This is a genomic window from Bacillus sp. B.PNR1 (assembly GCF_030386235.1).
GTDB classification, from domain to species: domain Bacteria; phylum Bacillota; class Bacilli; order Bacillales; family Bacillaceae; genus Bacillus; species Bacillus stercoris.
On record NZ_JANYMN010000002.1, the window covers coordinates 591,608 to 606,095 of the forward strand.

17 protein-coding genes are annotated in these 14,488 nt (G+C 42.1%); all 17 read left to right on the plus strand.

Features of this window, described 5'->3' with window-relative positions:
* Positions 1-52 precede the first annotated feature (52 nt).
* The 17 genes from flgM (at position 53) to NZD81_RS14430 (ending at position 14,473) form a co-directional block, all read left to right on the plus strand.
* Positions 53-319, plus strand: a complete 267-nt coding sequence (flgM, locus tag NZD81_RS14350) for a flagellar biosynthesis anti-sigma factor FlgM (RefSeq protein WP_014665557.1) — start codon at positions 53-55, stop codon at positions 317-319.
* A gap of 14 nt (positions 320-333) precedes the next feature.
* A complete protein-coding gene (flgN, locus tag NZD81_RS14355; protein ID WP_282373672.1) occupies positions 334-816 on the plus strand; it encodes a flagellar protein FlgN in 483 nt (160 codons plus the stop codon).
* Positions 817-834: 18 nt separating this feature from the next.
* The gene (gene flgK / locus NZD81_RS14360; protein WP_282373670.1) at positions 835-2,358 is read left to right on the plus strand and encodes a flagellar hook-associated protein FlgK; all 1,524 of its coding nucleotides are present in this window, start codon (positions 835-837) and stop codon (positions 2,356-2,358) included.
* Positions 2,359-2,368: 10 nt separating this feature from the next.
* Positions 2,369-3,265: a flagellar hook-associated protein FlgL gene (flgL, locus tag NZD81_RS14365; RefSeq protein WP_040081667.1), complete on the plus strand. Its 897-nt coding sequence runs from the start codon at positions 2,369-2,371 to the stop codon at positions 3,263-3,265.
* Positions 3,266-3,313: 48 nt separating this feature from the next.
* Complete coding sequence (locus NZD81_RS14370; protein ID WP_014665553.1) at positions 3,314-3,889, plus strand: DUF6470 family protein; 576 nt, start codon at positions 3,314-3,316, stop codon at positions 3,887-3,889.
* A gap of 20 nt (positions 3,890-3,909) precedes the next feature.
* Positions 3,910-4,341, plus strand: a complete 432-nt coding sequence (fliW, locus tag NZD81_RS14375; RefSeq protein ID WP_071582053.1) for a flagellar assembly protein FliW — start codon at positions 3,910-3,912, stop codon at positions 4,339-4,341.
* Positions 4,335-4,559, plus strand: a complete 225-nt coding sequence (csrA, locus tag NZD81_RS14380) for a carbon storage regulator CsrA (protein WP_069838614.1) — start codon at positions 4,335-4,337, stop codon at positions 4,557-4,559. Before fliW ends, csrA begins: the two co-directional genes overlap by 7 nt.
* A 143-nt stretch (positions 4,560-4,702) precedes the next feature.
* Positions 4,703-5,614: a flagellin Hag gene (gene hag / locus NZD81_RS14385; RefSeq protein WP_069150414.1), complete on the plus strand. Its 912-nt coding sequence runs from the start codon at positions 4,703-4,705 to the stop codon at positions 5,612-5,614.
* 233 nt (positions 5,615-5,847) lie between these two features.
* Positions 5,848-6,177: a flagellar protein FlaG gene (flaG, locus tag NZD81_RS14390; RefSeq protein WP_014665550.1), complete on the plus strand. Its 330-nt coding sequence runs from the start codon at positions 5,848-5,850 to the stop codon at positions 6,175-6,177.
* Positions 6,178-6,194: 17 nt separating this feature from the next.
* Positions 6,195-7,691 carry a flagellar hook-associated protein 2 gene (locus NZD81_RS14395; RefSeq protein WP_069838616.1) on the plus strand — a complete coding sequence of 499 codons (1,497 nt, stop codon included), beginning with the start codon at positions 6,195-6,197 and terminating at the stop codon, positions 7,689-7,691.
* A gap of 21 nt (positions 7,692-7,712) precedes the next feature.
* A complete protein-coding gene (gene fliS / locus NZD81_RS14400; RefSeq protein ID WP_014481041.1) occupies positions 7,713-8,114 on the plus strand; it encodes a flagellar export chaperone FliS in 402 nt (133 codons plus the stop codon).
* Entirely contained in the window at positions 8,111-8,452 is a 342-nt protein-coding gene (gene fliT / locus NZD81_RS14405) for a flagella biosynthesis regulatory protein FliT (protein WP_003242603.1), read from the plus strand. Before fliS ends, fliT begins: the two co-directional genes overlap by 4 nt.
* Positions 8,453-8,461: 9 nt before the next feature.
* On the plus strand, positions 8,462-8,839 hold the full coding sequence (locus NZD81_RS14410; RefSeq protein ID WP_014665547.1) for a DUF8042 domain-containing protein: 378 nt from the start codon (positions 8,462-8,464) through the stop codon (positions 8,837-8,839).
* A 188-nt stretch (positions 8,840-9,027) separates the two neighbouring features.
* The gene (gene hpf, locus NZD81_RS14415) at positions 9,028-9,597 is read left to right on the plus strand and encodes a ribosome hibernation promotion factor (protein ID WP_069150409.1); all 570 of its coding nucleotides are present in this window, start codon (positions 9,028-9,030) and stop codon (positions 9,595-9,597) included.
* Positions 9,598-9,764: 167 nt separating this feature from the next.
* Entirely contained in the window at positions 9,765-12,290 is a 2,526-nt protein-coding gene (gene secA / locus NZD81_RS14420) for a preprotein translocase subunit SecA (protein ID WP_040081672.1), read from the plus strand.
* Between the two features lie 69 nt (positions 12,291-12,359).
* A protein-coding gene (gene prfB / locus NZD81_RS14425; protein ID WP_282373660.1) for a peptide chain release factor 2 occupies positions 12,360-13,461 on the plus strand; the annotation gives its coding sequence in 2 pieces (ribosomal slippage) (positions 12,360-12,431 and positions 12,433-13,461; 1,101 coding nt in all).
* A gap of 166 nt (positions 13,462-13,627) precedes the next feature.
* Complete coding sequence (locus NZD81_RS14430) at positions 13,628-14,473, plus strand: YitT family protein (protein WP_041521428.1); 846 nt, start codon at positions 13,628-13,630, stop codon at positions 14,471-14,473.
* Positions 14,474-14,488: the final 15 nt, after the last annotated feature.

Below are 14,488 nucleotides of genomic sequence, written 5' to 3' on the forward strand. Positions count from 1 at the left end.
ATAAAAGGGTTAAGATTGTTTAAAGACTGCAACGGAAAGCGAGAGGAATCCTATGAAAATCAATCAATTTGGAACACAATCCGTTAATCCATATCAAAAAAATTATGAAAAGCAAGCGGTGCAAAAAACTGCTGCACAGCCTCAAGATAAAATTGAAATTTCGTCACAGGCTAAAGAAATGCAAAATGCATCCGACGCAGTCGCTGGTTCACGACAGGAAAAAATTGCGCAGCTTAAAGCGCAAATCGAAAACGGGTCATACAAAGTAGACGCAAATCACATAGCGAAAAATATGATTAATTTTTATAAAAAGCAATAAAAAGGAGAAAGCCCATGTCAGCAAAGGCCATTATTGAACAATTAAAGCGACTTTGCGTTCTGCATGAGCACCTGCTCACGCTGTCTGAAGAAAAGACGGAAGCGCTCAAAGCCGGCAAAACAAAGGAGCTTTCAAACCTTTTGACAAAAGAGCAAAAATATATTCAAGCGATCACGCAGACAGAAGATGACCGGATCAAAGCAACCTCCGCCTTTCTCGGATACAGCGAAAATAACACCATTACCGCATGTATCGCCAAAACCTCAGGCAGCGAAAGGGAAGAGCTGGAACAACTATTCGAATCTCTTTCTACAGTTCTCGGACGTCTGAAAAAAGTAAATGAGATGAATAGGCAGCTGACAAGAGACGCGCTGCAATTCATCTCTATTTCGTACGATATGCTGGTTCCTAAGGAAAATAACTTCAATTACAGCAAATCAATTAAAGCTGAGCTGCCGAAGAGCAGCCGAATGAAACTTTTTGATTCAAAAGCTTAGCAGAAAGGAATTCAGAAAATGACATCTACCTTTATGGGGCTTGAAACTGCAAGGCGGGCGTTAAGCGCTCAGCAGGCAGCGTTAAGCACGACTGCAAATAACGTGGCAAATGCCAATACTGATGGTTATACAAGACAGCGGGTCTCATTGGAGGCAACTGACTATTTCCCTGCGGTATCCAAAAATGCAGAAAAAACAGCTGGACAAATGGGTACAGGTGTTCAAGGAAAGTCAGTTGAGAGAATAAGAGATATCTTTCTTGATTATCAATACCGTCTTCAAAACAACAGTGCCGGATACTATGACACGAAAGCTAAAGCGCTGTCGCAAATGGAAGGCGTTTTAAATGAAACGGATGACAGCGGCTTGAACAGTGTGCTGAATTCGTTTTGGGATTCCCTGCAGGAATTATCGAATAATACAAATGAAGAAAGTGCACGTTCTGTTGTGGCTCGAAAAGGACAAGCTGTAGCTGAAACGTTTAATTATATTTCTGAATCACTTACCAATGTTCAATCGAATTTAAAAGCGGAGTTAAATACAACTGTGTTGGATGTCAATTCTCTGCTTTCTCAATTAAACAGTTTAAATAAGCAAATTGCACAAGTAGAACCGGTCGGGCTTCTTCCGAATGGTTTATATGATCAGCGAGATTTGCTGATCGATAAATTATCCTCAATGGTTGATATCAAAGTCAGCTATAACAAATCAGGCGGGAATGCACTTTCGTCTGCTGAGGGAACTGTATCAATTGAAATCCTTGATAAAAATAAACAGTCGCTTGGAACTGTTTTGGACGGTAAAAATTACGAGGTTTCAGAACTTACAGCCAACTATGATAATGAAACTGGTTTAGTATCAAGTATTTCAATCGGAGATAAAGCTGTGCAGGCGGAGTCCTTCAGCAGCAAGGGATCTCTTTTAGGATTTATAGAGTCTTACGGGTATATAACAGCAGACGGTCAAGAAAAGGGCGTATACCCGGAAATGCTTTCTGATCTTGACAATATGGCGCTTGAATTTGCCAAAGCTTTCAATGAAGTGCACAGAAATGGTTTGACCAAGAGCGGTGAACAAGGCGGAGACTTTTTTGATTTTACCGGAAGTGAAACTGAACCTGCAAAGGGAGCGGCGGGCAAGATTAAAGTGTCTGACAGTATAATAGATTCAAAAGGCGCAAACATTGCTTTCTCACTGACTGGTTCAGCAAACGATAACGCCAATGCTACAAAATTAGCAAATGTTTTAACCGGCAAAATAACCATTAACGGCAAAGAAACTAGTGTGTTAGATTATTATGCGGGTCTGATTGGCGAGCTAGGGATCGAAGCTCAAGAGGCTAATCGGCTGGCGTCTAATACAGAAACACAGCTGAATGATGCAGACATAAACCGTCAGCAAATGAGCGCAGTTTCTTTAGACGAAGAAATGACCAATATGATTCAATTCCAACACGCATACAATGCAGCTGCAAGAATGGTGACTTTACAAGACGAATTGCTTGATAAAGTGATCAACGGCATGGGTGTTGGGGGAAGGTAGGTAAAGTCATATGAGAGTAACACAAGGCATGATACAGCAAAACTCACTGAGATATATCGGGTCGAGCTATTCAAAACTGGATAAACTCCAGTCACAGATTTCTTCAGGAAAAAAAATCTCAAAGGCTTCCGACGATCCTGTAGTAGCAATGAAAAGCTTAAAGTATAATACGCAACTGTCTCAAGTGCAGCAGTATAAAAGCAATGCTTCTCAAGCTTTTACCTGGCTCGAAAACACTGAAACAAACATTACAGAAGGAATTGACATCCTATCGAAGGTCAGAGAATTAGCGGTTGAAGCTCAAAATGATACAAACGGCGAGGCGGAGCGGCAAGCGATTGGCGTAGAAGTGAAGCAGCTAAAGGAACAGCTTTTAAATATTGCGAATACACAAGTGAACGGCAGATATATCTTTAACGGGACAAATTCAGATAAGCCTCCGGTTACAGATAACGGAGACGGAACTTATACAATTTCTGATACAGCTGATGTCGTAGTCAATATATCAAATAATATGTCATTGAAAGTGAACTCAGATCCAAAGTCAGCTTTTGGAGGCACTTCTGAAAGCGGGCAGAATGTATTTGAAATGCTTGATTCTTTTGAGAAAGCATTAAGTTCTGGTTCACTGGACGGCATGGACAGTGTTTTAGATGATATTGACCATTTCTCTGACGGCATGAGCGCTGAACGCTCTGATCTTGGAGCGAGATATAATCGTCTTGAACTGGTTAATACAAGACTTTCAGCTCAAGAAGAAACAGCTACCAAAGTGTTGTCAGACAATGAAGATGTAGAGCTGGAAGAAGTAATAACTGAATTTATTGCGCAGCAAAGTGTGCACAGGGCAACTCTGGCTGTTAATGCGCAAATTGTTCAGCCTACATTGATTGACTTTTTAAAGTAAGCGGCTCTCTTAGGAGTTCGCTTTTTTTATAGTTCAGGAGGTAGAGTGATGCAGATTCCCAGATTGATTATGCATAGTGTTCAAGGGAAAATAGGTTTAACAACGACGCCCGCCAGCTTAAAAATGGAGCAGCCGCAAGCCGATCTTGAGATCCAACAGCCGAGTGCGGAAATGGAAATATCGGTGACACCTGGAAAACTCACGATTGACCAGACACAAGCATGGGAAGAATTAGACAGAAAGCATGTTTTCAAGAGAATTGAAGAAGCCGCCCAACAAGGACATGAGGATGTAATGGAGGGGATAGCCCGTACTGCCGAAGAGGGCGACGAGCTTATGAGGATTGAAAATAAGGGGAACCCAATCGCTTCACAAGCAAGGAGGAACTCTGAAATGCACCAAATTCAATTAGGCGAACATTATGCCCCTTCTCTATCTAGGGTGAAAATACAATATACTCCGTCACAGCTTGATGTTCAGATTACGCCGCGAAAGCCTGTTATTCAGGCCGAGCCGCATAAGCCTATTGTTGAATATACGCCAGGAAATGTTAAGGTTGACATGCTCCAATACCCTGATTTAAATATAGATGTAGAATACCCGAAAGAATCACCCGAAAAGTAAAAAGAAAAGGATCGTGAACAATGATCATTCATACGAAGTACCATGGCCAAATGAACGTAAAAGAAGAACAAATCATTCTTTTTGAAAACGGAATTCCAGGTTTTTTAGAAGAAAAACAGTTCGTCATTCTTCCGCTTTCAGAAGACTCTCCATTCGTGGCACTGCAGTCCGTCACTTCAGAAAATCTTGCGTTCATCGTTGTAAGTCCGTTTATCTTCTTTAAGAATTATGAATTTGACCTTGATGAATCAACTGCTGAACTTTTGGATATTGAAAATATTGAAGATATAGAAGTCATGACAATACTGACCATGGCAGAGCCATTCGAAAAGTCTACTGCGAATTTATTGGCTCCCATAATTGTGAATCGCAAGAACATGATGGCTAAGCAAGTCGTTTTACACGACTCCTCATATACGACAAAGCATCTGATTGGAGGAGAATCATGCTAGTTTTATCGCGGAAAATAAACGAAGCGATTCAAATAGGCACTGATATTGAAGTGAAAGTGATTGCGGTTGAGGGGGATCAAGTGAAGCTTGGAATTGAAGCCCCAAAGCATATTGATATTCATCGGAAAGAGATTTATTTAACCATTCAGGAAGAAAATAACCGTGCGGCGTCGTTATCCAGCGATGTGATCTCCGCATTATCCTCACAAAAAAAGTGAGGATTTTTTTATTTTTGTATTAACAAAATCAGAGACAATCCGATATTAATGATGTAGCCGGGAGAGGGCACAAATGGCTCCGCCGATTACAAAATTGAGGCACAAGGACGTGCCTTAACAACATATTCAGGGAGGAAATTAAAATGAGAATTAACCACAATATCGCAGCACTTAACACACTGAACCGTTTGTCTTCAAACAACAGTGCGAGCCAAAAGAACATGGAGAAACTTTCTTCAGGTCTTCGCATCAACCGTGCGGGAGATGACGCAGCAGGTCTTGCGATCTCTGAAAAAATGAGAGGACAAATCAGAGGTCTTGATATGGCTTCTAAAAACTCTCAAGACGGAATCTCTCTTATCCAAACAGCTGAGGGTGCATTGACTGAAACTCACTCAATTCTTCAGCGTGTCCGTGAGCTAGTTGTTCAAGCAGGAAACACAGGTACTCAAGATGGTACTGACCTTCAAGCCATCCAAGACGAGATCTCTTCACTTGTTGAAGAAATCGGTGGCGGCAGTGGGGCAAATGGTATTTCTGATCGTACTGAGTTTAACGGAAAAAAACTTTTAGACGGATCTTTCAGTTCTACAGGTACTAATAAGCTTACATTCCAAATCGGAGCAAACGGCGGTCAGCAGCTTTCTGTTAATATTGAAAGTATGGCTGCTACTGCAATCGGAGCAGTAGATAACGCGGGAGCTCTTGTTACTGGACAAGCAGTATCGGATATCGATGTAAAAAAATTCTCAAGCACTGCAGCTAATGCAGCCGGTGGATTTGACGAACAGCTTAAAATCGTTGACGATGCTATTAATACAGTTTCTACTCAACGTTCAAAACTTGGTGCGGTACAAAACCGTCTTGAGCATACAATCAACAACTTAAGCGCTTCTGGTGAAAACCTGACAGCTGCTGAGTCTCGTATCCGTGACGTTGACATGGCTAAAGAGATGAGCGAGTTCACAAAGAACAACATTCTTTCTCAAGCTTCTCAAGCAATGCTTGCTCAAGCAAACCAACAGCCGCAAAACGTACTTCAATTGTTACGTTAATTTTAAAGAAGACCTTGGCGTTGCCAAGGTCTTTTATTATATTTCTAACCCCGAATCATTCTCCTTGCTTTCTCTAACTCATGATATAATAACTGGATTCTCTCCACTGACTTTTTATAAATGCATTTCCGAACAAGAAATCTAAAACAGATGAGTTTTTTTCCAAAAATATGTGTAATCTTATCTCGACTCAGTCGATATAAACGATAGATTGGGGCATAGGGGATGATCAATTGAACATTGAAAGGCTCACTACGTTACAACCTGTTTGGGATCGTTACGATACTCAAATACATAATCAGAAAGACAATGAGAATGCGGTTCCTGTTCATCAAGTTTCATTTACCAACCTTTCTGAAATGGTTGGGGAAATGAACAAGCTTTTGGAACCTTCGCAAGTTCATCTCAAGTTTGAGCTTCATGAGAAGTTAAATGAATACTATGTAAAAGTAATAGAGGACTCTACAAATGAGGTCATCCGCGAAATTCCGCCAAAACGGTGGCTTGATTTTTATGCGGCTATGACTGAATATCTTGGGTTATTTGTAGATGAAAAAAAGTAGATTAGGAGTGGTTTGAAATGGTCACGAGAATAACAGGTCTGGCGTCAGGAATGGATATAGATGATATCGTCTCAAAGCTGATGAAGACAGAAAGAGCACCGCTTGACAGGCTGACACAAAAAAAACAGACTCTCGAATGGCAGCGTGACAGCTATCGTGAAGTAAATACAAAAATAAAAGAATTCCAAGATTATATGTCTAAAAATACGTTAACATATCCGAGTACGTATCAGAGCAAAACTGTGACAAGCTCAAATGAATCTGTGTTAACTGCTACAGGAAGCGCAAGCGCGCCAAACTCTTCTTCTACTGTTGAAGTAGCGAGCTTGGCAACCGCGGCAACGTATAAGGCAAATAATTATACGGGATACACACAAGGCGATTATAATTTGGCATTTAACGTTGTTGCGCCTGGCGAGACAACGGCAAAAACAGTGAACATCAGTGTGACGAGCGCTGATACGATTGATAATGTGATTTCTAAACTTAACAGCTCAGATCTAGGCGTATCAGCATTTAAAGATAAAATTTGGAATGGAACAGAGTATGTGGAAACGATTGCATTCTCTTCTAAAGCAACAGGCGCAGGAGGCAGCATACAGGCAGCAGACGCTTCTACAGCAGATTTTATGTCCGGTCAGCTAGGTTTTTCTTTGGACGCTGATAATAAGATTACTGCTTACAAAGAAGGAACGAATGCAAAAGTCACGATCAACGGCTTTGAAATGGAGAAGCTGTCAAATAATTTCACAGTTAATGGCGTTACGTATTCGATCAAAAATACAACTGCAGCCACAGGCCCTGTTACCACATCTGTTTCAACTGATGTTGACGGGATTTACAACCAAATTAAAGAGTTTGTGGATAAATACAATGAATTGGTTGACAGCCTGAACGAAAAGCTGCAAGAAGAAAAATACAGAGACTATACGCCGCTGACGAGTGAACAAAAAGAAGCCATGTCCGATAAAGAGGTAGAACTCTGGGAAGAAAAGGCAAAAAGCGGTTTGCTGAGAAATGATAGCAGCATCAGCACAGGTACGAACCAAATGCGGACGGATTTTTATTCTAAAGTGAACGCGGATGGAAAATCCTATCAATTAACTGAATTTGGTATCACAACCTCAGGTGCTTACCAAATGCGGGGCCATTTAGAGATTAATGAAGATAAACTGAAAGCTAAAATACAAGAAGATCCGCAAAGTGTTGCCGCCTTATTTACAAGCGGAACAAACAGCAGTGCCTATAGTGATAAAGGGATTATGAAACGTATTGGTGACACACTGAAAAGTACGGTGAAAAGCATTGAAGCAAAAGCCGGTAACTCGACAATGGGAACCAATGACTATTCAATCGGTAAAAATTTAAACACGATCAGCACTGATATCACCAAAATGCAGGACCGGTTGACCACGATAGAAAACCGCTATTATACAAAATTCAGTGCAATGGATTCTGCGATTCAAAAAATGAACGAACAATCGTCCTATTTATCACAGCTTCTTGCACAATAAATGTAATTTGGAGGATGACACATGGCGATCCAAAATCCTTATACAGCCTATCAGCAAAATTCAGTGAATACGGCTACACCCGGTGAGCTGACGCTTATGCTGTATAATGGCTGTTTGAAATTTATAAGACTTGCCTCTCAGGCCATTGAGAATGATGATATGGAACGTAAAAATGAAAATCTGATTAAAGCGCAAAATATTATTCAGGAATTAAATTTTACACTTAACCGTAATATAGAGCTTTCCGCTTCTATGGGTGCGATGTACGATTATATGTATCGCAGATTGGTACAGGCAAATATCAAAAATGATACGGGCATGCTGGCTGAGGTTGAAGGTTATGTAACAGATTTTCGCGATGCTTGGAAACAAGCCATTCAAAGTGAACGGAAGGACCGGCACGGATCAGGCGGGATCGCATGAATAACATAGATCAACTATACACTGAGACGAAGAGTATGCTGTCACACATACAAAATACGCCGGAAAGCGATGAACTTTTAAAGCAAATTGAAGACTTTGTGGCTACACGGTCTGAACTGATTCAGGAGATATCTCTGCCGCTTTCAGAAGAAGAGCGAAAGCAGATGAAACTTATCTTGACATGGGATCAGCTGATTGTGAAGGAAATGGAAAGACTGAAGCAGTCAATCGCAACAGAACTTCAGCAGATGAAAAGAAAACGTGTGATGCATACGACGTATTTAAATCCATATAACAACATTACGATTGACGGCACATATTATGACAAGCGTAAATAGGTGAGTGCCTTGAAGAGCATAGAAGATTATACGCTTTTATCAGCTTATTATCATCTTCTTTTTACCATTGAAGAAGGGTTATGTTATTTGATAGAGGCTGAAGAGAATTTATCAAAAACAGAAGGGGATCGGATCTATCAAGATCTGATCCAAGCCTTTTTTTATTTGGATTCAACACATTCAACACTTCTCTTCATTATGGATACGCGATGTGCTGAAATTTGTGTGAAAGCATTTGACCAAATTTTTGCAGAGTTTGATCAATTGGTCTCTTTCTCTTTTCCCTCTCATGAGTTCTGCGAGTATTTAAAAGAACATTTTCTGATTCACTATAGAAAATGGATGCTGTCTATTCATCAATGTATGGAACCCTTTTTAATCAATTAGGCGTGTGTGAGGTATTTGTTTTGTTCAATCAGCATATACATATACCTCCGAACCGCCATTAGCAGCAAATACAAACAATATTCGACAAAGTTCACTGAATTTTCACAAAAGATTTATGTTTCAGCAGGAATTGTAAAGGGTAAAAGAGAAATAGATACATATCCTTAATAAAAGGGAGGCGTTCTTTGATGAACTATCACATCAGAGGAGAAAATATTGAAGTGACACCTGCGTTAAAGGATCATGTCGAAAAGAAAATCGGCAAGCTGGAGCGTTATTTTGACCATAGCGTGAATGCCGATGTGAACGTCAACTTGAAGTTTTACAATGACAAGGAGTCTAAGGTTGAGGTTACGATTCCGATGACAGATCTGGCGCTTCGATCCGAGGTGCATAACGAGGATATGTACAACGCAATTGATCTCGCAACAAACAAACTGGAACGTCAAATCCGTAAGCATAAAACGAAAGTAAACCGTAAATTCCGTGAGCAGGGCTCTCCGAAATATTTATTAGCCAGCGGCCTTGGCTCTGATACAGATATTGCGGTTCAAGATGATATAGAAGAGGAGGAGAGCTTGGACATCGTCCGTCAGAAACGCTTTAATTTAAAGCCGATGGATAGTGAAGAAGCGATCTTGCAAATGAATATGCTCGGCCATAATTTCTTTGTTTTCACAAATGCGGAAACAAACCTTACAAATGTCGTGTACCGCAGAAATGACGGGAAATATGGCTTAATTGAACCGACTGAATAATGAAGAGAAGCCTTCCGTGATGTCCGCGGAAGGTTTTTGTTTTTCTTATTTGCAAATTCTTTGGAAATAACAAAAGGTATGATATGATAATGAGAGGTATACATGGACTAGTAAATTATTTATACATGCCTCTAAAATAGGCATGTGATGATAGAGGAGCGTTATAAATGCTTGGAATTTTAAATAAAATGTTTGATCCAACAAAACGTACGCTGAATAGATACGAAAAAATTGCTAACGATATTGATGCGATTCGCGGAGACTATGAAAATCTCTCTGACGACGCGTTGAAACATAAAACGATTGAATTTAAAGAGCGCCTTGAAAAAGGGGCGACAACGGATGATCTTCTTGTTGAAGCATTCGCTGTTGTTCGGGAAGCTTCGCGCCGCGTAACAGGCATGTTCCCGTTCAAAGTCCAGCTCATGGGGGGCGTTGCGCTTCATGACGGAAATATCGCGGAAATGAAAACAGGGGAAGGGAAAACGTTAACGTCAACTCTGCCTGTTTATTTAAATGCGCTAACAGGTAAAGGTGTACACATCGTGACTGTCAACGAATACCTGGCAAGCCGTGATGCTGAGCAGATGGGTAAAATTTTCGAGTTTCTCGGTTTGACTGTCGGTTTGAATTTAAACTCAATGTCAAAAGACGAAAAACGGGAAGCTTATGCCGCTGACATCACTTATTCCACAAACAACGAGCTTGGCTTCGACTATTTGCGTGACAATATGGTTCTTTATAAAGAGCAGATGGTTCAGCGCCCGCTTCATTTTGCGGTAATAGATGAAGTGGACTCTATTTTAATTGATGAAGCGAGAACACCGCTTATCATTTCTGGACAAGCTGCAAAATCCACTAAGCTGTACGTACAGGCAAATGCTTTTGTCCGTACGTTAAAAGCGGAGAAGGATTACACGTACGATATCAAAACAAAAGCTGTACAGCTTTCTGAAGAAGGAATGACGAAGGCGGAAAAAGCGTTCGGCATCGATAACCTCTTTGATGTGAAGCATGTCGCGCTCAACCACCATATCAACCAGGCCCTAAAAGCTCACGTTGCGATGCAAAAGGACGTTGACTATGTAGTGGAAGACGGACAGGTTGTTATTGTTGATTCCTTTACGGGACGTCTGATGAAAGGTCGCCGCTACAGTGAGGGGCTTCACCAAGCAATTGAGGCGAAGGAAGGGCTTGAAATCCAAAACGAAAGCATGACCTTGGCGACAATTACGTTCCAAAACTACTTCCGGATGTACGAAAAACTTGCCGGTATGACCGGTACGGCAAAGACAGAGGAAGAAGAATTCCGCAATATCTACAACATGCAGGTTGTCACGATCCCTACCAACAGGCCTGTTGTCCGTGATGACCGCCCGGATTTAATTTACCGCACGATGGAAGGAAAGTTTAAGGCGGTTGCGGAGGATGTCGCACAGCGTTACATGACGGGACAGCCAGTTCTTGTCGGTACGGTTGCCGTTGAAACATCTGAGTTGATTTCTAAGCTGCTTAAAAACAAAGGAATCCCGCATCAAGTGTTAAATGCCAAAAACCATGAACGTGAAGCGCAGATCATTGAAGAGGCCGGCCAAAAAGGCGCAGTTACGATCGCGACTAACATGGCGGGGCGCGGAACGGACATTAAGCTTGGCGAAGGAGTAAAAGAGCTTGGCGGACTCGCTGTTGTCGGCACAGAACGACATGAATCACGCCGGATTGACAATCAGCTTCGAGGACGTTCCGGACGTCAGGGAGACCCGGGGATCACACAATTTTATCTTTCTATGGAAGACGAATTGATGCGCAGATTCGGAGCTGAGCGGACGATGGCAATGCTCGACCGCTTCGGAATGGACGACTCTACTCCAATTCAAAGCAAAATGGTATCTCGCGCGGTTGAATCGTCTCAAAAACGAGTTGAAGGCAATAACTTCGATTCGCGTAAGCAGCTGCTGCAATATGATGATGTTCTGCGCCAGCAGCGTGAGGTCATTTATAAGCAGCGCTTTGAAGTCATTGACTCTGAAAACCTGCGTGAAATCGTTGAAAATATGATTAAGTCTTCTCTCGAACGCGCAATTGCAGCATACACGCCAAGAGAAGAGCTTCCTGAGGAGTGGAAGCTTGACGGTCTAGTTGAGCTCATCAACACGACTTATCTTGATGAAGGCGCACTTGAGAAGAGCGACATCTTCGGCAAAGAGCCGGATGAAATGCTTGAACTCATTATGGATCGCATCATCACGAAATATAATGCGAAGGAAGAGCAATTCGGCACAGAGCAAATGCGTGAATTCGAAAAAGTTATCGTTCTTCGTGCCGTTGATTCTAAATGGATGGATCATATCGATGCGATGGATCAGCTTCGCCAAGGGATTCACCTTCGTGCTTATGCGCAGACGAATCCGCTGCGTGAGTATCAAATGGAAGGCTTTGCGATGTTTGAGCATATGATTGAATCAATTGAGGATGAAGTCGCAAAATTTGTGATGAAAGCTGAGATTGAAAACAATCTGGAGCGTGAAGAGGTTGTACAAGGCCAAACCACAGCCCATCAGCCGCAAGAAGGCGACGATAACAAAAAAGCAAAGAAAGCACCGGTTCGAAAAGTGGTTGATATCGGCCGAAATGCCCCATGCCACTGCGGAAGCGGGAAAAAATACAAAAATTGCTGCGGCCGTACTGAATAGATCGCTCCGGCATGTTTATTGACCGCGGCGCCTGCAGGCGCCTGCGGATCTTTTAATGAGGTGAATGAAATGGAATTATCAGAAATCAGAGCAGAGCTCGAAAATATGGCTTCTCGTTTAGCGGACTTTAGGGGGTCTCTTTGACCTCGAATCAAAGGAGGCCCGCATTGCTGAGCTAGATGAACAAATGGCTGACCCGGAATTCTGGAATGATCAGCAAAAAGCTCAAACGGTTATAAATGAAGCAAATGGTTTAAAGGATTATGTCAATTCGTATAAAAAATTGAATGAATCCCACGAAGAATTACAAATGACTCATGATCTTTTGAAAGAAGAGCCGGACTCAGATCTCCAGCTTGAGCTTGAAAAAGAACTAAAATCATTAACAAAAGAGCTCAATGAGTTTGAGCTTCAGCTTCTTCTCAGCGAGCCGTATGATAAAAATAATGCGATTTTAGAATTGCACCCAGGTGCTGGCGGTACAGAGTCACAGGACTGGGGCTCTATGCTTCTTAGAATGTATACAAGATGGGGAGAGCGCCGCGGCTTTAAAGTGGAAACGCTCGATTACCTTCCAGGTGACGAGGCGGGAATTAAGTCAGTGACATTGCTAATCAAAGGACACAACGCTTACGGATATCTCAAAGCGGAAAAAGGTGTCCATCGTCTCGTGCGGATTTCACCGTTTGATTCATCAGGCCGCCGCCACACGTCTTTCGTGTCCTGTGAAGTCATGCCTGAATTTAACGATGAGATCGATATTGATATCCGTACGGAGGATATTAAAGTTGATACGTACCGTGCCAGCGGAGCGGGCGGACAGCACGTCAATACGACAGATTCAGCCGTTCGGATTACTCACTTGCCAACGAATGTGGTTGTGACGTGCCAAACGGAGCGCTCACAAATTAAAAACCGTGAAAGAGCCATGAAAATGCTGAAGGCCAAGCTGTATCAGCGCAGAATTGAAGAGCAGCAGGCAGAGCTGGATGAAATTCGCGGTGAACAAAAAGAAATCGGCTGGGGAAGCCAAATTCGTTCTTATGTATTCCACCCGTATTCCATGGTAAAAGACCATCGGACTAATACAGAAATGGGGAACGTTCAAGCTGTAATGGATGGTGACATTGATACATTTATTGATGCCTATCTGCGTTCTAAGCTTTCCTAAGCTGAAAAACACACCTGATGCATACGGGTGTGTTTTTTTATTCCTCATATCCTTGATTTCACTGCTGCTTTAGCATATTACCACTGTATTTGGGTGTTATTTACATCTAATCAGGGAAGGATTAAAATGCTATCGGAGAGCATTGGAAGAAACGGAGGATATTTTGATGGACGTACGGAATAAAACATTATGGGTTTTGCGGGATTATGTATACATACTGATAGGAGCAGCGATTACAGCCGTGTCCTTTAATGTATTTTTGCTTCCGAACAAGATCGCCGCCGGCGGTGTCAGCGGGATCAGTACGATTTTACAATCATACGGTTTTGAAGCAGCGTATGTACAGTGGATTATTAATATTCCTTTATTTATTGCGGGTGTCATTTTGCTCGGCGGGAAATTTGGGCTAAAGACGCTTGCAGGTTCTGTTTTTTTGCCGCTAGTAGTGTTTTTGACAAGGGATATTCAGCCAGCCACTCACCATGAACTCTTAGCGGCAATTTTTGGCGGTGTCGGGATAGGTGTCGGAATTGGCATTGTGTACTTAGGGAAAGGTTCGACAGGAGGAACAGCCTTGGCTGCACAGATCATTCATAAGTACTCCGGCCTGTCATTGGGGAAGTGTCTTGCTATCATTGACGGAATGATCGTTATTACCGCTATGATCGTATTTAATATTGAGCAAGGCTTATATGCCATGCTTGGCGTCTATGTGTCCAGCAAAACCATTGATGTTGTGCAAGTCGGCTTTAATCGTTCCAAAATGGCGCTCATTATTACAAAGCAGGAGCAGGCGGTCAAGGAGGCTGTCTTACAGAAGATTGACAGAGGCGTGACGAAAATTTCAGCAGTTGGCGGATATACCGACGATGACCGTCCGATTTTAATGTGCGTGGTGGGGCAAACTGAATTCACCAAATTGAAACAAATCGTCAAACAGATTGATGAGTCTGCTTTTGTGATTGTAGCAGACGCGAGCGAGGTGCTGGGCGAGGGTTTCAAACGCGCTTAAACGAGGTTATAATAT